General features: G+C 70.6%; 14 protein-coding genes. 5 read left to right on the forward strand and 9 right to left on the reverse strand.

Annotated elements, in window-relative coordinates; genetic code table 11:
* Positions 1 to 135 precede the first annotated feature (135 nt).
* The 3 genes from ACZ55A_RS13525 to ACZ55A_RS13535 form a co-directional block, all read right to left on the reverse strand.
* The gene (locus ACZ55A_RS13525; RefSeq protein ID WP_468838670.1) at positions 136 to 2,799 is read right to left on the reverse strand and encodes a bifunctional FO biosynthesis protein CofGH; all 2,664 of its coding nucleotides are present in this window, start codon (positions 2,797 to 2,799) and stop codon (positions 136 to 138) included.
* Between the two features lie 217 nt (positions 2,800 to 3,016).
* Entirely contained in the window at positions 3,017 to 3,418 is a 402-nt protein-coding gene (locus tag ACZ55A_RS13530; RefSeq protein ID WP_468838673.1) for a VOC family protein, read from the reverse strand.
* 417 nt (positions 3,419 to 3,835) lie between these two features.
* Positions 3,836 to 4,660: a TIGR03619 family F420-dependent LLM class oxidoreductase gene (locus ACZ55A_RS13535; RefSeq protein WP_468838676.1), complete on the reverse strand. Its 825-nt coding sequence runs from the start codon at positions 4,658 to 4,660 to the stop codon at positions 3,836 to 3,838.
* A 292-nt stretch (positions 4,661 to 4,952) separates the two neighbouring features.
* Here ACZ55A_RS13535 and ACZ55A_RS13540 point away from each other — a divergent pair, with 292 nt between their 5' ends.
* A complete protein-coding gene (locus tag ACZ55A_RS13540) occupies positions 4,953 to 6,479 on the forward strand; it encodes a CehA/McbA family metallohydrolase (RefSeq protein WP_468838678.1) in 1,527 nt (508 codons plus the stop codon).
* 227 nt (positions 6,480 to 6,706) lie between these two features.
* Here ACZ55A_RS13540 and ACZ55A_RS13545 read toward each other — a convergent pair whose 3' ends face one another.
* The 6 genes from ACZ55A_RS13545 to ACZ55A_RS13570 form a co-directional block, all read right to left on the reverse strand.
* On the reverse strand, positions 6,707 to 8,170 hold the full coding sequence (locus ACZ55A_RS13545) for an aldehyde dehydrogenase family protein (RefSeq protein ID WP_468838680.1): 1,464 nt from the start codon (positions 8,168 to 8,170) through the stop codon (positions 6,707 to 6,709).
* A gap of 76 nt (positions 8,171 to 8,246) precedes the next feature.
* A complete protein-coding gene (locus ACZ55A_RS13550; RefSeq protein WP_468838683.1) occupies positions 8,247 to 9,986 on the reverse strand; it encodes an N-acyl-D-amino-acid deacylase family protein in 1,740 nt (579 codons plus the stop codon).
* Positions 9,987 to 10,026: 40 nt separating this feature from the next.
* Positions 10,027 to 11,151 carry an LLM class flavin-dependent oxidoreductase gene (locus tag ACZ55A_RS13555; RefSeq protein WP_468838685.1) on the reverse strand — a complete coding sequence of 375 codons (1,125 nt, stop codon included), beginning with the start codon at positions 11,149 to 11,151 and terminating at the stop codon, positions 10,027 to 10,029.
* A 120-nt stretch (positions 11,152 to 11,271) separates the two neighbouring features.
* Complete coding sequence (locus ACZ55A_RS13560) at positions 11,272 to 12,069, reverse strand: SDR family NAD(P)-dependent oxidoreductase (RefSeq protein WP_468838688.1); 798 nt, start codon at positions 12,067 to 12,069, stop codon at positions 11,272 to 11,274.
* A gap of 97 nt (positions 12,070 to 12,166) precedes the next feature.
* The gene (locus ACZ55A_RS13565) at positions 12,167 to 13,225 is read right to left on the reverse strand and encodes a TIGR03619 family F420-dependent LLM class oxidoreductase (RefSeq protein WP_468838691.1); all 1,059 of its coding nucleotides are present in this window, start codon (positions 13,223 to 13,225) and stop codon (positions 12,167 to 12,169) included.
* Positions 13,226 to 13,361: 136 nt separating this feature from the next.
* On the reverse strand, positions 13,362 to 14,579 hold the full coding sequence (locus ACZ55A_RS13570; protein ID WP_468838694.1) for an amidohydrolase family protein: 1,218 nt from the start codon (positions 14,577 to 14,579) through the stop codon (positions 13,362 to 13,364).
* 257 nt (positions 14,580 to 14,836) lie between these two features.
* Here ACZ55A_RS13570 and afsR point away from each other — a divergent pair, with 257 nt between their 5' ends.
* The 4 genes from afsR (at position 14,837) to ACZ55A_RS13590 (ending at position 20,538) form a co-directional block, all read left to right on the forward strand.
* Positions 14,837 to 17,779: an SARP-family global regulator AfsR gene (afsR, locus tag ACZ55A_RS13575; protein WP_468839142.1), complete on the forward strand. Its 2,943-nt coding sequence runs from the start codon at positions 14,837 to 14,839 to the stop codon at positions 17,777 to 17,779.
* A gap of 215 nt (positions 17,780 to 17,994) precedes the next feature.
* Positions 17,995 to 18,327, forward strand: a complete 333-nt coding sequence (locus ACZ55A_RS13580) for a hypothetical protein (RefSeq protein ID WP_468838697.1) — start codon at positions 17,995 to 17,997, stop codon at positions 18,325 to 18,327.
* A gap of 241 nt (positions 18,328 to 18,568) precedes the next feature.
* On the forward strand, positions 18,569 to 18,763 hold the full coding sequence (locus tag ACZ55A_RS13585; RefSeq protein WP_468838700.1) for a hypothetical protein: 195 nt from the start codon (positions 18,569 to 18,571) through the stop codon (positions 18,761 to 18,763).
* 218 nt (positions 18,764 to 18,981) lie between these two features.
* Positions 18,982 to 20,538, forward strand: a complete 1,557-nt coding sequence (locus ACZ55A_RS13590; RefSeq protein ID WP_468838702.1) for a class I adenylate-forming enzyme family protein — start codon at positions 18,982 to 18,984, stop codon at positions 20,536 to 20,538.
* Positions 20,539 to 20,586 lie beyond the last annotated feature (48 nt).

The following is a 20,586-nucleotide window of genomic DNA, read 5'->3' on the forward strand; positions in this document are numbered from 1 at the left end:
GGCGGAGTTGCGCATCGGAGCCTGTGGATAACTTCGCGGAGCCGCGGAACGGCCGGGCCGGACGCGGACGGTCAGACGGACCCGGGCAGGTGGCAGGAGGCACCGCCCGGCCGCCGCCACCTGCCTCCTGCTGCCCTACTCCACCACCGGCAGCAGCTCCGGCAGATGCCCGTCCGACGCCAGGGCAGCGGCCTGACGTTCCTCCGACACCAGCCCGTAGGTGGTCGTACGGGGACGGGCGGGCCGGCCGGCCTGCTCCGCGATGGCGATCAGATCCTGGATGGAGCGGTAGGAGCCGTAACTCGACCCGGCCATACGGGAGATGGTCTCCTCCATCAGGGTGCCACCCAGGTCGTTGGCGCCCGAGCGCAGCATCTCGGCGGCGCCGTCCGTGCCGAGCTTGACCCAGCTGGTCTGGATGTTGGTGATGTGCGGGTGGAGCAGGACCCGGGCCATGGCCGTCACCGCGCGGTTGTCGCGGGTGGTGGGGCCGGGGCGGGCGATACCCGCCAGGTAGACGGGGGCGTTGGTGTGGATGAAGGGAAGGGTGACGAACTCGGTGAAGCCGCCGACGTTGTTGGCCAGCGCGGTCTGCTGGATCTCGGCCAGCAGCCGGAGGTGGCCCAGCCAGTGGCGCGGCTGATCGACATGGCCGTACATCATCGTCGAGGACGAACGGATGCCCAGCTCATGGGCGGTGGTGATGACCTCGACCCAGGTGGCGGTGGGCAGCTTGCCCTTGGTGAGGATCCAGCGGACCTCGTCGTCGAGGATCTCGGCGGCCGTCCCGGGAAGGGAGTCCAGGCCGGCGGCCTTGACCTCGGTCAGCCACTCGCGGATGGACAGACCGGTGCGGGTGGCGCCGTTGACGACCTCCATGGGCGAGAAGGCGTGCACATGCATCCCGGGGACGCGCTCCTTGACGGCGCGCGCGATGTCGAAGTACGCCGTCCCGGGCAGGTCCGGGTGGATGCCGCCCTGCATGCAGACCTCCACCGCGCCCACGTCCCAGGCCTGTTGGGCACGGTCGGCGACCTGGGAGAGGGAGAGGGTGTAGGCGTCGGCGTCCGTACGGCGCTGGGCGAAGGCGCAGAAGCGGCAGCCGGTGTAGCAGACGTTGGTGAAGTTGATGTTCCTGGTGACGATGTAGGTGACGTCGTCACCAACCGTGGCGCGGCGCAGATCGTCGGCGATCCCGCAGAGGGCGTCCAGGGCGGGGCCGTCGGCGTGCAGCAGCGCCAGCGCCTCGGGGTCGGTGAGCTTGGTGGGGTCGTCGGCGGCCTGCGAGAGGGCCTGCCGTACGTCCGCGTCGATGCGCTCGGGCGCCATACCGGGCGCGGCGGCCTCACGCAGCGCCTCCCAGTCGCCGTAGACCTCGTCGAAGTCCTCGCGGCGGTCGGCGGTGCGGCCCTCGGTGTCGATGGTGTGGTGCAGGTCCGTACGGCCCGCTGCGCTCATCGTGAAGCCCTCGTCGGGCTCCTGCCAGGGGCGGCCCACCACCGGGGCGTCCTCGACGGCCAGGCCCGTCCCGGGGTCGGCGAGGGCGCGGACATGCGGCAGCAGACGGGGGTCGAGCCACGGCTCGCCGCGCTGGATGAACTCCGGGTAGATGGGGAGCCGTTCACGCAGCTCGAAGCCCGCGGCGGCGCAGCGCTCGGTCAGCTCGTCGATCTGCGGCCAGGGGCGCTCGGGGTTGACATGGTCCAGGGTCAGCGGGGAGACGCCGCCCCAGTCGTCGATCCCCGCCTCGATGAGCAACTCATATTCGCCGTCGACCAGGTTGGGCGGCGCCTGGAGACGGGTCGAGGGGCCCATGATGTGCCGGGCCACCGCGATGGTCGCGGCCAGCTCCTCCAGTTCGGCGTCCGGCATTCCGCGCATCGCCGTGTCCGGCTTGGCGCGGAAGTTCTGCATGATCAGTTCCTGTATGCCGTGGTAGGCGCGCTGGATGCGGCGCAGCGCGAACAGGGATTCGGCGCGCTCCTCATAGGTCTCGCCGATGCCGATCAGCAGCCCGCTGGTGAAGGGGACGTTGGAACGCCCGGCGTCCTCCAGGACGCGCAGCCGGACGGCCGGTTCCTTGTCGGGCGACCCGTAATGCGGACCGCCGGGCTCGCTCCACAGCCGCTCGGCGGTCGTCTCCAGCATCATCCCCAGGGAGGGGGCGACGGGCTTGAGCCGCTGGAAGTCCGTCCAGGACATCACCCCGGGGTTGAGGTGCGGCAGCAGTCCGGTCTCCTCCAGGACGCGGATGGCCATGGCGCGGAGGTACGAGATCGTGTCGTCATAGCCGTGCGCCTCCAGCCACTCGCGGGCCTCGGGCCAGCGGTCCTCGGGCTTGTCCCCCAGGGTGAACAGGGCTTCCTTGCAGCCCAGTTCGGCGCCGCGACGGGCGATGTCCAGCACCTCGTCGGGCGACATGAACATCCCGTGGCCCGCCCGGCGCAGCTTGCCGGGGACGGTGACGAAGGTGCAGTAGTGGCACTTGTCCCGGCACAGGCGGGTCAGGGGAATGAAAACCCCCTTCGAGTACGTGATGACGCCCGGGCGGCCCGCGGCTTCCAGGCCGGAGTCCCGCACCCGGGCCGCCGAGGCGCACAGGTCCTTGAGGTCGTCCCCGCGCGCCTGGAGGAGCACCGCGGCCTCGCCGACGTCCAACGCCACGCCGTCGCGAGCCCGCTTGAGCGCACGGCGCATCGCATTCGCCGTGGGGCGGCCCTGGGAAGCGGGCGGGGCGCTCGTCTCGCGGTCGGTCCCTTGGTCGGATGCCTGGTCAGGTCCCTGCGCGCTGGAAGTCATCCTCTGAGCATACGAGCGTCCACCGACAGCGCCGCCGCTGTAGATCGGGCCGCCTGTGTGCCACTGATCACTGCGGACGGAGGTTACGTCCGGGCTCAAAGGGGGCAATTCCCCGGCTGCGGCTCGGGACATGCTCACAAGCCGGCGCTCAGGCGCCGGCACTCACACGCCAGCACTCGCAGACCCACGCTCACAGACCCACGCTCACAGAGGGCGTTCACATGCTGGCCAGCAACTCGTCGGAGTACGTCCGGGTCAGGAACTCCATGTTGTGACCGTCCGGGTCGTTTATGTAGAGGCCGCGACCGCCGTCGTGGGTGTTGAACTCCTGAGGCTTGGTGTGCATGGGGTCGGCCCAGTACGGGAGGTCACGCTCCTTGATGCGGCCAAGGATCGCGTCGAACTCCTCTTCGCTCACCAGGAACGCATAGTGCGTGGGGACGAAATCCTTGCCCCCGGCGACATGCTCGGCATAGTCGAGCGTCACTCCGTTGTCGAGCTTGAGGGCGGCGAACGGACCGAAGGCCTTGGGTTCCGGCGCACCGAGAATCCCGGCCAGGAACCGGGCGGAGGCGAAACGGTCGGCGCTGTGCACGATGGTGTGGTCGAGGCTGGGCATGGGATCTCCTTGATCTCTTGGGTCCCGCGGCCGGCGCAGCCTGCGAGCCCTGCGAGCCCTGCACCGGCTCGGAGCACCGCTTGCACCGCTCCCGCTGGGACCGTTGATCTGCGGGTCCTACACCTTCGACGCTACGACCGACGGGGCGTTCGCGGATCGGTCTGCGGTACCGGCCCGGGCCGACGGGCCATACGCCGATGGTCCTAGGCGCACCGGGGCCCGAGAGCTCCCCGCGCCTCTCTCGTCTCCCCGCGTCTCCCTCGCCTCCCTCGCCTCCCTGCGTCTCTCCAGGCCCACGCAGTCCACCGCACCGCCCCCTCACGCAACGGACACGCCCCACTCCCGTACGTCACACGTACGCGCCCGTCACGGGTATCGCGCCGTCACACGTACGCGCCCGTCACGGGTACGCGCTCGTCACAGGTACTGGGCGTAGTCGTCCAGCGTCCGCAGCACCTCCGCCTCCCCGGCCGGCGGTAGCTGTAGCACCGCCTCCGCCAGGCCCAGCTCGCGGTAGTGGGCCAGCTTTCCGGGCGATGGAAGGACCGCGTACGGCACGACGGCCGGCTCACCCGGGCGCCCGGCGTCCGACCAGACCTGCCGCAGCACCGGGAGGGTCTCGGTCAGCCCTCTTCCGCCGATCGGCAGCCAGCCGTCCGCGTACTCGGCGATCTGCCCGAAGAGCTTGGGGCCGGCCGCCCCGCCCAGCAGGGTGCGCGGGGCGCCGTTCGCCGGCTTGGGATAGGCCAGGGAAGCCCGCACCGACCCGAATTCGCCCTCGTACGCGGTGGGTTCATCGGCCCATAGGGCACGCATCAGGGCCACCCGGTCGCGAACCAGCTCGCGCCGGGTCGTCCACTCCACCCCATGGTCGGCGGCTTCCTCGACGTTCCAGCCGTAGCCGATGCCGAGTGTGAAGCGCCCGCCGGAGAGGAAGTCGAGGGTCGCGATCTGCTTGGCCAGGTCGACGGGGTCGTGCTGGGCGACGAGGGTGATGCCGGTGCCCAGTGCCAGCCGCTCGGTGACCGCGGCGGCCTGGCCGAGGGCGATGAACGGGTCGAGAGTGCGGCCGTATTCGCGGGGCAGCGGTTCGCCCATGGGGGCGGGGGTGTCGCGGCTGGCGGGGATGTGGGTGTGTTCGGGGAGGTAGAGGCCGGCGAATCCGCGCTGTTCCAGCTCACGGGCCAGCCGGTCCGGCCGGATCGTCTCGTCGGTCAGGAAGATCGTGGTCGCGATCCGCATGCTGTGGATACCTCCATCACGCGTGTGGGTGACCGCATGTTGCCCTCAGCGCCCGACGGTTATCCACAGGCCTTTCCCTCCGCGTCACGGCCGCGTACAACAGTTTTCACACGGCGCAACGAGCCGGACGCACAGCGATACGAACACCGTGTTGCGCATGGCATTGCGCACGCCGCGACACACGGCGGCATTGCACACGGCATTGCACACGGCGAGTCATTGCAGGACTGGGGCACGGACAGGACCCGGACACGACAAGACCAACACGGCACTACGCAGCACGGGGGCGGGGATGGAACGACGAGATGTACTGAGACTTTCGGCGGTTGCGGGCGCGGCGGGCGCGCTTACGCTCGGACGTGTGAGCTTCGCCGACGCAGCACCGGCGGCCGGGCAGACAGGCAGCAGCGGACCGGGCGAACAGACCCGGCGCGTCACCGGTCATCTGCCCACGGGTGCACCGGACTTCGTCTATCTGCCGGTGGAAGTTCCGCACGGGGTAAGGGAGCTCGCCGTCTCCTACACCTACGACAGGCCCACGGTCCCCGAGGGAACGGCCGGCAACGCCTGCGACATCGGCATCTTCGACGAACGGGGCACGGAGCTCGGCGGGGCCGGGTTCCGCGGCTGGTCGGGCGGGGCCCGTACCGAGTTCTTCCTGCGCGCCGACGATGCCACCCCTGGCTACCTCCCGGGGCCCGTCAACGCCGGCACCTGGCATATCGCCCTCGGCCCGTACACGGTCGCACCGCAGGGACTGTCCTACGACGTCACGATCACCCTGAGACACGGCCCGCCGGGGCACACTCCGCATCCCGTCTATCCACCCGAGCGCGCCCGGGGCCGCGGCCGCGCCTGGTACCGAGGCGACAGCCACCTGCACTCCGTCTACTCCGACGGCAAGCGCACTCCCGCCGAGATCGCGGCGCTGGCTCGGGCCGCCGGGCTCGACTTCATCAACACCTCCGAGCACAACACCACTTCCGCACACCGCGCATGGGAGGGGCTGTGGGGTGACGACCTGCTGATCCTGACCGGCGAGGAGGTCACCACCCGCAATGGGCACGTGGTGGCGATGGGAACCGACCCCGGCGTCTTCATCGACTGGCGCTACCGTGCCCGCGACAACGCCTTCGGCTCGTTCGCCCGCGCCATCCGACGGGCCGGTGGTCTGGTCATCCCGGCGCATCCGCACGCCACTTGCATCGGCTGCAACTGGAAGTTCGGGCTGAACGAAGCCGATGCGGTGGAGGTCTGGAACGGTCCGTACACCCCGGATGACGAGGTCACCCTCGCCGAGTGGGACAACACCCTCGTCGCGCACACCCAGGGCCGCGCGGACTGGCTGCCGGCCGTCGGCCACAGCGACGCCCATCGCGACCCGGATGTCGTCGGTCTGCCGCAGACGGTGGTGCTCGCCGAGGATCTTTCGCGACGCGCGCTACAGGACGGTATACGGGCGGGCCGGGTCTGGATCGCCGAGTCCTCGAAGGTCGACCTGGCGTTCTGCGTCACCGGCGAGCGCGGCGAACACGCCGGGATAGGCGAACGCCTGGAGGCCTCCCGTACGGCAAAGGCCACCGCCCAGCTCAAGGTCTCCGGCGCCCCGGGCTGCACGGTCTCCTTCGTCACCGACCAGGGACGGCTGTATTCAACCCCGTTGCCGCCCTCGGGCGCTGGCACCGTCAGCTGGCAGACCACGCCCGATTACGCCGCTTACATACGGGCGGAGGTCCGCCACCCGTCCACGACGGCCGGCCTCCCGGGGCCGATGGCGGCGATGACCAACCCGATCTTCCTGGGGAGGCGAACCACGTGAGGGTGGCCTGAGGCGCGTACCCCGTGGCGGGAGGGTGAGGCAAGTACCCCGCGGCGCAGGGCTGCGCCGGGGCAGGCGGAGAGCGAGGCGGGAGGGGGAGGGGAGGGGGAGGGGGAGGGGGAGGGGGAGGGGGAGGGGGAGGGGGAAGCCCCTCCTGCTCCCCGCCCGCTCCCCGCCCTCCCCGCCCTCACCCCCTCACCCCCTCACCCCCTCACCCCCTCACCCCCTCACCCCGCCCAAACGATCGCCTGCATTTCGCTGTACGCATGCAGGGCGTAGGAGCCCACGTCCCGGCCCACGCCGCTCTTTTTGAAGCCGCCGAAGGGGGCCTCCATGTTGCGGCCGACCGTGTTCACCCCGACTCCGCCGGCCCGGAGTTGGCGGGCGACGCGGAAGGCGCGCGCCATATCGCCCGACCAGACGTAGTCGATGAGGCCGTAGTCGCTGTCGTTGGCGAGGGCGACGCCCTCGTCCTCGTCGTCGAAGGGGACGACCGCGACGACCGGGCCGAAGATCTCCTCCCGTACGACGCGCATGGCGTTGGTGCAGTCGGCGAGCAGGGTCGGTGCGACATAGAAGCCCCGCACCAGGTCCTGCGGGCGCTCGCCGCCCGCGACGATCCGTGCGCCCTCCTCTCTGCCCAACTCCACATACGACTCGACCCGGTCGCGGTGCGCCGCCGAGATCACGGGGCCGACGACCGTGGCCCGCTCCCTCGGGTCGCCGATTCTCAGATGGCCGACGTACCGGGCGAGCCGGTCGACCAGCGCCTCGTAGATGCCGCGCTGCGCGATCACCCGCGTCGGCGCCGTACAGATCTGCCCGCTGTAGAACGAGAACGTGGTGCCGATGCCGGCCACCGCCGAGTCCAGGTCCGCGTCCTCGAAGACCACCGCGGCGCCCTTGCCGCCCAGCTCCATGAGCTGGCGTTTCATGGCGCGCCCGCAGACCTCGCCGATGCGTTGCCCGACGGCCGTGGAGCCCGTGAAGCTGACCATGTCCACGTCCGGCGCGTCGACGGCCGCCTCACCGGCCTCCGCGGAGGCCCCGCCGACCACGTTCACCACTCCCGGCGGCACCCCGGCTTCGTCCAGGGCCGCCGCCATCCGGTAGACGGAGAGGGGGTCCTGCGGGGCCGGCTTCACGATGACGGTGTTTCCCATGGCGAGGGCCGGCGCCACCTTGCCCGCGGGGTTCGCCCAGGGGTTGTTGTACGAGGTGATGCAGGTGACGACGCCGACGGGCTGGCGTACGGCGAGGGCGCCGATCACCCCGGCCTTGCCCATCGGGCCCGCCTCGTTGACCTGCGGTGGCAGCCCCTGCTCCACGGGTTCCAGGGCGCCCTTCGCGTACCGCCGGAAGCGGGCGATGCCCACCGCGACCTGCATGCCCCGTGCCGTCGCGGTCGTCGCACCGCTTTCGGCCTGCGCCAGTGCGGCATGGGCGGCGAAGTCCCGTTCCATGAGGTCCGCGGCCCGGTCGAGGATCGCGGCGCGTTCCCCGGGCGGTGTACGGGACCAGGCGGTGAAGGCGTCCCGGGCCGCGGTGGCCGCCTGGTGGACCTGCTCCCGCGAGGCCTCGGGGGCGAGTCCGACGACGGCCTCGGTGGCCGGATCGATCACCTCGTAGTGGCCGCCGGCGGATTCGATCCACTCCCCGCCGACGAACAACCTGCCCTCGACATACGTCACTTGCCGCTCCACCAGCACACTGGCCAACAGCACACCGAACACAACGCGCCGCCCCCGGCCCCCGCTGGGCGCGCGCTCACCTGGTGCTCACCGTCCTGGTGTCGCGGCCGGACCGCAGCACCTTGCCCGGTACGGCGCCGGTCACCACGTCGTCGCGGATCGCCTCGACCCCGTTGACCCACACCGCATGGACGCCGAGGGCCTTGGAGTCCAGGCGGGGGCTGTCGCCGGGCAGGTCATGGACGAGCGTGGCCTTGTCCGCGTCGATGGTCTCCGGGTCGAAGAGGACGAGGTCGGCGTGCCAGCCTTCCTGGATGCGTCCTCGTTCGCGCAGGCCGAAGAGGTGTGCCGGGTCGTCGGTCAGCATCTTCACGGCCTGTTCGAGCCCGACCAGCTTTCGCCCGCGCAGACAGTCGCCGAGGAAGCGGGTGGTGTACGGCGCCCCGCACATCCGGTCCAGGTGCGCGCCCGCGTCGGACCCGCCGAGCAGTACGTCCTCGTGCTGCCAGGTCTCGGCGCGCAGGGCCCAGGAGTCCGGGTCGTTGTCGGTGGGCATCGGCCAGAGGACGGTCCGCAGACGGTCGTTGGCACAGATCTCCACCAGGCACTCGAAGGGCTCCTGGCCGCGTTCGGCGGCGATGTCCTTCACGACCCGTCCGGTGAGGCCCTGGTTGGCCGCGCTGTAGGTGTCGCCGATGACGTACCGGCCGAAGTTGGCCAGGCGGCGGAAGACGCCGGCCTCCTTGGAGGCCGCGTGCCGCAGCATCTCGGCGCGTACGGCCGGGTCACGCAGCTTGCTGATGCGTGCGTCCACCGGGAGGCCGAGGATGTCGCCCCAGCCGGGGATCAGGTTCAGGGCGCAGAAGGTGCCGAGGGACATGTTCATCGGGGTGAGGATCGGCATCGTGAGGGCCACGATCCGTCCGCCGGCCTTCCGGGCCCGCTCGCTCGGCACCAGCTGGCGCGGTACGCGCTCGGGGACGGCGGCGTCGATCGTCAGGACGTTCCAGTTCAGCGGTCGTCCGGCCGCGGCGCTCATCTCCACCAGCAGATCGATCTCGTCGTCGCTGAACTGGTCGAGACAGCCGGCCACGATGGCTTCGAGCTGGGTGCCCTCGTGTGCGGCGACGGCCCGGGACAGGGCGATCAGTTCGTCGGGTCGGGCGTGGCGGGAGGCGACCGGCTGTCCGTCGCCGTCGGAGTGGGTGGAGGACTGGGTGGTGGAGAGGCCCCAGGCGCCGGCGTCCATGGCGTCGTGGAAGAGCGCGAGCATCTGCGTCATCTGCGCTTCGGTGGGCCGGCCGCCTATCGCGTCCGCGCCCATCACGTACCGCCGCAGCGCGCAGTGTCCCACCATGAAGCCGGCGTTGACGGCGATCCGCCCCTCGAGGGCGTCGAGATAGTCGCCGAACGAGCTCCACGACCAGGGCGCGCCTTCCTCCAGCGCGACCAGCGACATCCCTTCGACCTTGGACATCATCCGGCGTGTGTAGTCGGCGTCGCCGGGCCGGTCGGGGTGCAAGGGGGCCAGGGTGAAGCCGCAGTTGCCACCCGCGACCGTCGTCACGCCGTGGTTGAGCGAGGGTGTGGCGTACGGGTCCCAGAAGAGCTGGGCGTCGTAGTGCGTATGCGGGTCGACGAAGCCGGGCGCAAGGATCAGGCCGCGGGCGTCTTCGCTGGTCGTGGCCTCCTCGGCCACCGTCCCGGGCTCGGCGATGACGGCGATGCGTCCGTCGCGTATTCCGACGTCGGCGGGGTGCGCGGGCGCGCCGGTCCCGTCCACGACGGTCGCGCCCTTGATCAGATGGTCGAGCATGACGAAGTGCCTCCCCTCAGTTGCTCCGTTGCCGGCTGTGTCAGCTGCCGGCCGCCTGCCGGAACCGGGTCGTCCGGTGCACCGGATCCGTGTCGATCTTCGGGATGACGTGCTCACCGATGAGCTTGATCGTGTTCATGGTGTCCTCGTACGGGATCCCGATCGGCAGTCCGAAGCTCAGCTGGTCGGCGCCGGCCTGCTCCCAGCGTTTGCACTGCTGGAGCACCTCGTCCGGATCGCCGCAGATCATCAGCTCCTCGGCGATCAGCAGCTCGATGATCTCCGTGGTGTAGTCGGGCAGCAGCTCGGGCCACTCGGGGATGCCGTCGGGCCGGGGGAAGGTGTCGTGGTAGCGGAACACCAGTGACTGGAGGTAGTTGAGTCCGCCGTTGACGGCGATCTCCACGGCTCTGTCGTGGGTGTCGGCGCAGATGGCGGTCGAGGTGACCATCACGTTGTCGTTGACGAAGTCGCCGACCGGTTCGGCGTCGCGGATCGCGGTCTTGTACTGCTCCAGCACCCATTCCATGTCGGAGACCTTCTGGACGCTGAAGCCCAGCACGCCGAGGCCTTTCCTGGCCGCCATGGCGTACGAGGTGGGTGAGCCGGCCGCGTACCACATCGCGGGGTGCGAGGCCCCGTACGGCTTGGGGAAGATCTTGCGCGGCGGCAGCTGCCAGTGCTTGCCCTGGAACCCCGGGTACTCCTCCTGGAGCCACATCTTCGGGAACTCGGCGATGGTCTCTTCCCAGATCTCCTTGGTGTGGTTCATGTCGGTGATGCCGGGGAGGAAGCCGAGGATCTCGTGCGAGCCGGCGCCGCGCCCGCTGCCGAATTCGAAGCGGCCTTCGGAGAGGTGGTCGAGCATGGCGACCTTCTCGGCCACCTTCACCGGGTGGTTGACCTGGGCGAGCGGGTTGAAGATCCCGGATCCCAGGTGGATCCGTTCGGTCGCGTGCGCCAGGTAGCCGAGGAAGACGTCGTTGGCGGAGAGGTGTGAGTACCCCTCCAGGAAGTGGTGCTCGGATGCCCAGGCGTACTTGAAGCCGGAGGTGTCCGCCTGGATGACGTACTCGGTCTCCTCCATCAGCGCCTTGTGCTCGGCGAGCGGGTCGGTCTCGGCCCGCTTGCCCACGTATCCCTGTACAAAGAGCCCGAATTCCAAGGTGGTTCACCGTCCCGAGCTTTTCTGACGTACCGTCAGATTCAGTGTGTGTGCCGACTGTTCCATCGCACCCCGGGACCGTCAAGAGCCGGGACCGTGGGTAGCTGACATACCGTCAGCTCACAGCACGCTCACCCCTGCCAGCCACCCCCCGTCGATCACGAACGGCTGCCCGGTGATGTACGACGAGTCCTCGCACGACAGGAAGAGCGCCAGCCTGGCGACCTCCTCCGGACGCCCGACCCGCCCCAGCGGCACCAGCTTCCGGTACAGCTCGTCGAGGGCCTGCGCGGCCGCCTCGGTGTCCGCCTCGGGGTCGAGCTGGGCGGGGTTGCTCATGGCGGTGTCGACGGCGCCGGGGCAGACGGCGTTCACCCGGATCTTCTTCGCGGCGAGCTCAAGGGCGGCGACCCGCGTCAGGCCCACGATGGCGTGCTTGGTGGCGGTGTACGCACCCACGTACGCCATCCCCGTCACGCCCGTGTACGACGCGGTGTTGACGATGGTCCCGCCGCCCGCCGCCGCGATCTCGGGCGCGACGGTCTTGATGCCGAGAAAGGCCCCGACCTGATTGACCTCGACGACCTGCCGGAACTCCGTCAGCGGGGTGCTGGTCAGCTCGTTGAAGCGCAGGATGCCGGCGTTGTTGACCAGCCCGTCGACCTTCCCGAAGGCCTGCTTGGCGGCGGTGACGGCGGCCTGCCAGTCGTCCTCCCGGCTCACCTCCAGATGGACATACACGGCCCGCCCCTCCCCCACCTCCTCCGCTATCTCCTCCGCAAGCGCCTCCCCCTGCCCGTCGAGCACATCGGTGAGGACGACCCGCGCCCCCTCGGCGACGAAGAGCCGCGCCTCCTGCTCGCCCTGACCGCGCGCCGCACCGGTGACGATGACGACCCGCCCGTCCAGCTTGCCCATGTCAGCCTCCCGGCTGCTCGTGACGTCCCGGATCCGGTAACCGGCCTCCGCACCGATCACTCGGGTTCACATACGGCCACGCGCCCCACCACGCAGCTCAGTCCAGCTGCGGCGCGACCTGGTCCGCGAACGCCGCCATCTGCTCCACCAGCTCGCCGCGGCTACGGCTGCGGAACCGCACCTGGAGCTGGGTCACGCCCATCGCCCCGTACTCCCGCAGGGACGCGGCGATCCGCTCCGGCTCCCCGGCCAGGGTCCGTCGCCCGACCTCCCACCCCGGTTCGCCGACGTACAACGGCTCGGCGATGGCACCGATCACGGCCGGCTCCTCGATCCCCGCCGCCTCCCTCAGCCGCCGCAGCCTGGCGATCTGCCCGGGCAGTTGCTCGCGCCGGTCGCCCTGCGGCAGCCAGCCGTCCCCGCGCTCGGCCGCCCGGCGTACGGCGGCGGGCGAGGAGCCGCCCACCCAGACCGGCGGACGCGGCGTCTGCGCGGGGCGCGGGCGCTGCCCCAGCCCCTCGAACGCAAACCGCTCCCCCGCGAACGCGGGGAACTCCTCCGGCCCCAGTGCCACTTTCAAGGCGTCGACAGCCTCGTCCAGCACCGCCCCACGGCGCGCGAAGTCGACGCCCAGCGCCTCGAACTCCTCCTGCACATGGCCCGCCCCGACCCCGAGGATCAGCCGCCCGCCGGAGAGGTGGTCGAGCGTCGCGTACTGCTTGGCCGTGATCAGCGGATGTCGCAGCCCGACCACGGCGACATGGCTCAGCAGCCGCACCCGCTCCGTCACGGCGGCCAGATGCGCGAGGGTGGCGACCGGGTCGTACCACACGGTGCCCATCGCCTCGGCCAGCCGCCGCGGGATCGCGATGTGCTCACAGCAGGCGAGGTAGGCGAACCCGTACCGGTCGGCGGCCCGCGCGACCGCGACCAGATCGGCGGGCCCCGCGGCAGCTTCCCAGCTCTCCGCGAACAGCGTGCTCTGCGACTGCACCGGCAGCTGTATCCCGTACCCCAGCCGCCCACCCTCGGGCCGCCATACGGCATCCCCCGGGCCCCTGCCTACGCCGTCCGTGCCGTCCGTACTGTCGGTACCGCTCGCGCCGTCCGTACCGCCCGTACCGTTCGCGCCCTCCACGCCGTCCGTGCCGTCCATACGCGCCCTCCAGCCCGAAGCCGTACCTGACGCAGTGTCAGGTAGCTCAGCCGGGACATGGTCTTACCTGACGCACCATCAGGCAAGGGCGGCGGTGCGACGCGGGCGGGAGGGGATCACCCCGTCGTCCGGCGGGCTACGGCACCCAGAGCCCGTCCTCCGTGAGCCCCAGCAGCTCGATCGCATTGCCGCGGACGAGGCGTTCCACCACGTCGTCGGCCAGGTGCCCCATCTGGGACTCGGCGACCTGCCGCGACCTGGGCCAGGTGGAATCGGAGTGCGGATAGTCCGTTTCGTACAGGACGTTGCCGACGCCGATGGCGTCGAGGTTCTTCAGGCCGAAGGCGTCGTCGAAGAAGCAGCCGTAGACGTGCTCGGTGAAGAGTTCGGACGGGGGGCGGTGCACCTTGTCGGCGACGCCGCCCCAGGCGCGGTTCTCCTCCCAGACGATGTCCGCGCGCTCCAGGATGTACGGGATCCAGCCGATCTGGCCCTCGGCGTACATGATCTTCAGGCGGGGGAAGCGGTCGAACGTGCCGCTCATCAGCCAGTCGGTCATCGAGAAGCAGCAGTTGGCGAAGGTGAGGGTGGAGCCGACGGCGGGCGGGGCGTCGGCGGAGGTGGACGGCATCTTCGACGAGGAGCCGATGTGCATGGCGATGACCGTGCCGGTCTCGTCGCAGGCGCGCAGGAAGGGGTCCCAGTAGTCGGTGTGGACGCTGGGCAGGCCCAGGTGGGGCGGGATCTCGCTGAAGCAGACCGCCCGTACGCCGCGGGCGGCGTTGCGCCGTACTTCCGCGGCGGCGAGTTCGGCGTCCCAGAGAGGGATGAGGGTGAGGGGGATCAGCCGGCCCTGCGCCTGGGGGCCGCACCACTCCTCGACCATCCAGTCGTTGTAGGCGCGTACGCCGAGGAGGCCCAGTTCGCGGTCCTTGGCCTCGGTGAAGGTCTGGCCGCAGAAGCGGGGGAAGGTGGGGAAACAGAGGGCGGACTGGACGTGGTTGACGTCCATGTCGGCCAGCCGGTCGGGCACGCTGAAGGAGCCGGGGCGCATCTGTTCGTAGGTGATGCCTTCGAGCCTGATCTCGTCGCGGGAGCAGCCGACGGCGGTGTCCAGGCGGGTCAGCGGCCGGCGCAGGTCCTCATAGACCCACCAGTCGGCTATCGGCCCGTCGTCAGCTGATGTGCCCATCTTCGGGGCGAATTTGCCCCCCACGAAGGTCATCTCCTTCAGGGGGGCGCGGACGATGCGCGGGCCGATGTCGTGGTACTTCGACGGGAGCCGGTCCCGCCAGACGCTGGGGGGCTCCACCGTGTGGTCGTCCACCGAAATGATCTTGGGGAAGGTCTCCATGCTCGTTACCGTAGCGCCGATCTGACGATCCGTCAGTAAAGCGGGAGAGTCGACTGGACAGGAGGGGGCGCACGTAACTCGCCACTCCGCGCCCCCTCTGTGCGCCGCACCCGCCCCTGCCCGTCATCAGGCGGGGAGGCTTTGTGCACGGTCCGGACCCCTACTGACGGAAGCGGCCGTGACAAGGCAGACTGACCGTTGCACACAGCGAGAGGGCGCATACAGTGCGGTCAACTGGCACAGGGCAGGGGGACATGATGGACAACGCTACGGGGCAGGGGCAGGAGCGGCTCCGCTTCACCGTGCTCGGTCCCGTACGGGCCTGGCGCGGCGAAACGGTGCTGGCAACGGGCTCTCCGCAGCAACGCGCGCTGCTCGCCGCCCTGCTGCTGCGCGGCGGCCGCAACGCCACCGCGGCCGAGCTCGTGGACGCCCTGTGGGGTGACGAGCCGCCGCATGCCGCGCTGGCCGCAGTGCGTACCTACGCCTCCCGGTTGCGCAAGGCGCTCGGGTCGGACGCCAATGCACTGGTCAGCGAGTCCGGTGGGTACGCGATCCGCTCGACCGACAACCAGCCGCTCGACCTCGACCACGACCACGCCGAGCAGTACGCCGCCGAGGCCGAGAAGGCCAGGACCGCCGGCGACCTCAGCCGCGCCCGCGAGCTCCTCGACCGTGCGCTGGACCTGTGGGACGGCGAACCGCTGGCCGGCGTCCCTGGCCCGTACGCCGAATACCAGCGCACCCGCCTCAACGAGTGGCGGCTGTCCCTGATGGAGACCCTTCTCGAACTCGATCTGGAACTCGGCAGCCACGCCGAGGCCGTCTCCGAACTGACCGCCCTCACCGCCGCCCACCCCCTGCGCGAACGGCTGCGCGAACTGCTGATGCTGGCGCTCTACCGCAGCGGACGGCAGGCAGAGGCCCTGGCGGTCTACGCCGACACCCGCAAATTGCTCGACGACGAACTGGGCGTCGATCCCCGCGCCTCGCTCTCCGACCTCCAGCAGCGCATCCTGCGCGCCGACACCGACCTGGACGCGCCGCCCGCCGTCACCGACGGCCCGGACGCAGCCGGCCGCGCCATCGTGCGGCCCCATCAACTCCCGGCCACCGTCGCCGACTTCACGGGCCGCGCCGCCTTCGTCTCCGAGCTCGGCGATCAACTCGCCACCGCCGAGGGCAGCGTGATGGCCGTCTCGGCCCTGACCGGCATCGGCGGCGTCGGAAAGACCACCCTCGCCGTCCATGTCGCACACGCCGCCCGCGACCACTTCCCCGACGGGCAGCTCTATGTCGACCTCCAGGGTGCCGGGGACAACCCCACCGAGCCGGTGGCCGTCCTCGGTGCCTTTCTGCGCGCCCTGGGCACGCCCGATGCCTCCATCCCCGATGGCCTGGAGGAGCGCTCCGCCCTCTACCGCTCCACCCTCGCCGGCCGGCGGGTGCTGGCGCTCCTGGACAACGCCCGGGACGCCTCCCAGATCCGGCCCCTGCTGCCCGGCACGGAGGGCTGCGCGGCCCTGATCACCAGTCGTGCCCGCATGATCGACCTGGCCGGGGCGCACCTCATCGACCTGGATGTGATGAGCCCGGAAGAGGCCCTTGCGCTCTTCACCCGCATCGTCGGCGAGGAGCGTGTCACTTCGGAGCGGCAGGCCGCCATGGCCGTCGTCGGGGCCTGCGGCTTCCTGCCGCTGGCCATCCGCATCGCCGCCTCCCGGCTGGCCGCACGCCGTACCTGGACGGTCTCCATCCTGGCCCGCAAACTCGCCGACGAGCGCCGCCGCCTGGACGAACTGCGGGCCGGCGACCTCGCCGTGAAGGCCACCTTCGAACTGGGCTACAAGCAGCTGGAGCCCACGCAGGCCCGTGCCTTCAGACTGCTGGGTCTGGCGGACGGTCCGGACATCTCACTCGCCGCGGCCGCCGCCGTGCTCGACATGGACATCGATGACACCGAGGAGCTCCTCGAATCCCTCGTGGACACCTCTCTCCTGGAGTCCGCGGCCCCGGGGCGCTACCGCTACCACGATCTGGTGCGACTCTACGCGCGTGCGTGCGCCGAGCGTGACGAACACCCGCCGTCGGAGCGGGATACGGCGATGTCGCGGCTGCTGGACTTCTATCTGGCAACGGCCGCGGGTATGTACGCGCTCGAGCGTCCTGGTGACCGTTTGATCGACCACCTGGAGAGCACCAGCTACCCCGGCCTCACCTTCGCCGACCGCGCGACGGCCTTGGAGTGGCTGTTCAACGAGGCCGCGTGCCTTCTCGCCTGTGCACGGCAGTCCGGCAGCCCGGCGACCCTGCGGCGGGCCGCCGATCTATTGCTGCTCACCAAGGATCTTGCCGAGTCCGGTGCCGACGCGCTCCAGTACGAGCAGGCGAACGTCGCGTTACTGTCCGCTGCCCGGGAGTCCGGCGACCAGCACGCGGAAGCACGTTTCCACCTCGCCCTCACCTACGTCCGGACGCTGTCGGGACGACTGGACCAGGCCGATGAGAACGCCAAGTCCGCCATGCTGCTCGGACTCGCCTCCGAGGATCCCTATGTGGTGTCGTCCGCACCCAACGACCGCGGCATCATCGCCAACGCCCAGCACCGGCACGCGGATGCCGAGGGCTACCTCCGCCAGGCCCTGACCGCCTTCCGCGACGACAAGAACCGGCAGTCCGAGGCCAGCGCGCTGTGCAATCTCTCCCGCGTCCACCTGGACACCGGGCGGGTGGACAGCGCCATCGAACTGGCGGAAGAGGGCCTCGCCATATACCGGCAGCTGGGCGCCAGGCGCCGGCTCGCCAACGGCATGTACGCCCTGGCTCTCGCGTACACCCAGGCCATGCGGCTGGACGAGGCGACCGCGCAACTGACCGCGGCGCTGGCCATTTTCAAGGACAGCCGGCAGCGCTTCTGGGAGGGCATGACCAACTTCCGGCTCGCCGAGGTCGAGCTCACCGCCCGCCGCCCGGCGACCGCCGCGAACCATGCCGAGCAAGCGCTGACCGCGCTGCGGGGCATCGGCGGCGACTCCTGGCGTGCGACGGTTCTGACCACGCTGGGGCGCGCCCTTCATGAACTCGGGCAGACCGGCCGCGCGCGGGTGTGCTGGCAGGAGGCGCTGGCGACGTTCGAGCGCCTGGGATCCTCCGAGAGCAACGTTGTCCAGGCACTTCTCTCGCCCGCCCCGGTCGCATAAGCGCGTCCGCTCACCGGTCAACTCCCACGTTTATCGATCGTTCATCGCCGCGGGCCACTCTTGTCGGTATCGAACCGCCGCCTCGGGGGGCAAGCGGCTCGGTGCCCAGGCCGCACAGTTATCGTGAGCGGCCGTGCTACGACCGTCCGGCGGCCCACGGGGGAGCCGCCGGGCGGCCGACCAAGCAGTAAGCGCCCACACAGGAGTTGATCCAAGTGAACGCCGACAACAAGGCCCCAGCCACGGGGGACCGGGACGTCATCCGACCCCTGGACAACCATCAGCCCATCGTCGGAGCCGGGGTCGCAGCGCAGGTGAAGGAGCCGGCGGACCGGGACATCGTCAGGCCTCTGGACAACCACCAGCCCATCATCAGGCCCCTGGACAACCACCAGCCCATCATCGGGGCCGGTGTCACGTCGCCGGTGAAGCCGGCGGGAGACCGGGACGTCGTCGGACCGATGGACAACCACCAGCCCATCGCCACACCCAAGACCGACGACAACCACCAGCCCGGCCCGGGGGACGGCACATCTCAGAAGGACTGACGCCAGTCCTGCTACAAGCCCGGGCACAGGCCCGTGGAACCAACGGGGGGACGTATTCGGGGGATCGCAGGGGCCGGTTTCGGTGGCATGGAGGGGATGCCATCGAAGCCGGTCCCTGCGGCGCTTCCTACCCGAAAAATTGGCGATATTTGCTTCTTTTTCCTGATGATCGAACATCTGCCCGTCATCGCCGCTAGCTTGTCTCGGGAACAGCAGCCCCTTTCAGCCACGAGGAGTTGGAATGACCCGCACAACAAAGAGCCTTGCCGTCACCGGTATTGCGCTGATCGCACTCGGCGCCACCGCGCTGCCCGCCGTGGCCGACAGCCACAGGCCCGCCCCGTCCGCTTCCGTAGCGGTCCGGGACCACCACACGCCGCTGATAGCGCTGGACAACCACATGCCGATGACGCCGTTGGACAACCACACTCCCTGAGCCCCGGCCCCCGGGCGCCTTTGCGTCCTTCGCGCAGCACGTCGGCAGCGAGACCAGGTACGTCCGGTACGTCCTGTGGTCCCGCTGCCGTCGCTGTTCATCGGGCAGTCGCCGGTACCTGACGTTACGTCAGATCCGCGCTACAGTCGCGCCATTCCGCCCCGGCCCGCCCGCCGGGACGGCCACGTTCCGTCCTGTTCGCGGTCAGGAGGCGCGCCATGTTCGAAGCCGCTCGTGTACAGACGCTCTGGGGACTGGTCGAGTACCGGGCGCGGGCCTCGCAAGGGGCGGTGATGTTCTTCGAGGGGGACGGGGGGAGCGTCACCTTCGACGGCGTCCGGGACGAGGCGCTGCGGGTGGCGGCGGGGTTCCGGGAGCTGGGGATCGGGGCCGGGAGCCGGGTGGCCTGGCAGTTGCCGACGCGGATCGGGACGGTGATCGCCTCGCTGGCGCTGGCCCGGCTCGGCGCCGTACAGATACCCGTCATCCCGCAGCATCGGGAGCGTGAAGTCGCCTTCATCCTGGCGGAGTCGGGCGCGGAGTACGTGCTCGTGCCGGGCGAGTGGCGGGGGTTCGACCACACCGCGATGGTGCGGAAGGTGGCCGGGGACGGGGTGCGGGTGGTGTCGGTGGCGGAGGGGCTGCCGGCCGCGGACCCGGCGGGGGTCCCTGAGGCGCCGCCCGGAGGCGGGGACACGACCTGGATCTACTACACGTCGGGGACGACCGCTTCCCCCAAGGGCGTGGAGCACACGGACGGCTCCCTCATCGCCGGCGGGACCGGGCTGGCCACCGCGCTGGGGATGTCCGCGGACGACATCGGGTCGGTCGCCTTTCCTTATGCCCATATCGCCGGCCCGGACTATCTCATCGCCATGCTGGTCAGTGGATTTCCCGCCGTCCTCCTGGACAGCTTCGAGCCGGACCGGGCGGCGGCCGTCTACCGGCGCAGGGGCGTCACCATGGCCGGTGGCAGTACCGCCTTCTACCAGGCGTTCCATGACGCGTCGCGGCGCTACCGGCGGGAGCGGCCGGGCGCCGGGCGGCTGATTCCGTCGCTGCGGCTGCTGTCCGGCGGCGGGGCCCCGCTGCCACCGGAGCTGTACACGGCGGCCGGGCGGGAGCTGGGGTGCGCGATCGTGCACGGATACGGGATGACCGAGTGCCCGATGATCGCGATGGGGACGCCGTACGACCGTGATGAGCAGCTGGCGCGGACGGTGGGGCGGCCGGTGGCGGGGGCGGAGATACGCATCGTGCGGGCGGACGGGGGCGAGGCCGCGGCCGGGCAGAGCGGTGAGGTGACGGTCAAGGGGCCGATGCTCTTCCGCCGGTACACCGACCCGGCGCTGACCGCCGGGGCGTTCGACGCCGAGGGCTGGTTCCACACCGGTGACCTGGGGTATCTGCGGCCCGACGGGCATCTGGTGCTGACCGGGCGCCTCAAGGACATCATCATCCGCAAGGGCGAGAACATCTCCGCGCAGGAGGTCGAGGAGCTGATCCGGACGCATCCGGCGGTGGCGGAGGCGGCGGTGATCGGGCTGCCGGACCGGGAGCGCGGCGAGCGGGTCTGCGCGGTGGTCACCACGGCCGATCCGGCCGCCCCGCCGCTCACGCTCGGCGCGCTGACCGCGCATCTGCGGGCGGCCGGGCTGATGACGCAGAAGCTGCCCGAGCAGCTGGAGACCGTCGAGGAGCTGCCGCGCGGGGGGCCGCTGAACAAGGTGCTGAAGGAGGCGCTGCGGGAGCGGTATGGGCCGGCGGCTCGGTAGCCGGGTGGTGCGCGGGGCGGCTGCGGTGTGGCGATGAGTTCCGGGGGC

The organism is Streptomyces sp. NPDC034111 (assembly GCF_055575375.1).

Excerpts from the sequence above, each read along its gene's own strand:
- ACZ55A_RS13570 (WP_468838694.1), bottom strand. The coding sequence starts at position 14,579 with ATGGAGACCTTCCCCAAGATCATTTCGGTGGACGACCACACGGTGGAG.
- ACZ55A_RS13550 (WP_468838683.1), bottom strand. The coding sequence starts at position 9,986 with ATGCTCGACCATCTGATCAAGGGCGCGACCGTCGTGGACGGGACCGGC.
- ACZ55A_RS13530 (WP_468838673.1), bottom strand. The coding sequence starts at position 3,418 with ATGCCCAGCCTCGACCACACCATCGTGCACAGCGCCGACCGTTTCGCC.
- ACZ55A_RS13560 (WP_468838688.1), bottom strand. The coding sequence starts at position 12,069 with ATGGGCAAGCTGGACGGGCGGGTCGTCATCGTCACCGGTGCGGCGCGC.
- ACZ55A_RS13590 (WP_468838702.1), top strand. The coding sequence starts at position 18,982 with ATGTTCGAAGCCGCTCGTGTACAGACGCTCTGGGGACTGGTCGAGTAC.
- ACZ55A_RS13540 (WP_468838678.1), top strand. The coding sequence starts at position 4,953 with ATGGAACGACGAGATGTACTGAGACTTTCGGCGGTTGCGGGCGCGGCG.
- ACZ55A_RS13535 (WP_468838676.1), bottom strand. The coding sequence starts at position 4,660 with ATGCGGATCGCGACCACGATCTTCCTGACCGACGAGACGATCCGGCCG.
- afsR (WP_468839142.1), top strand. The coding sequence starts at position 14,837 with ATGGACAACGCTACGGGGCAGGGGCAGGAGCGGCTCCGCTTCACCGTG.
- ACZ55A_RS13585 (WP_468838700.1), top strand. The coding sequence starts at position 18,569 with ATGACCCGCACAACAAAGAGCCTTGCCGTCACCGGTATTGCGCTGATC.
- ACZ55A_RS13525 (WP_468838670.1), bottom strand. The coding sequence starts at position 2,799 with ATGACTTCCAGCGCGCAGGGACCTGACCAGGCATCCGACCAAGGGACC.
- ACZ55A_RS13565 (WP_468838691.1), bottom strand. The coding sequence starts at position 13,225 with ATGGACGGCACGGACGGCGTGGAGGGCGCGAACGGTACGGGCGGTACG.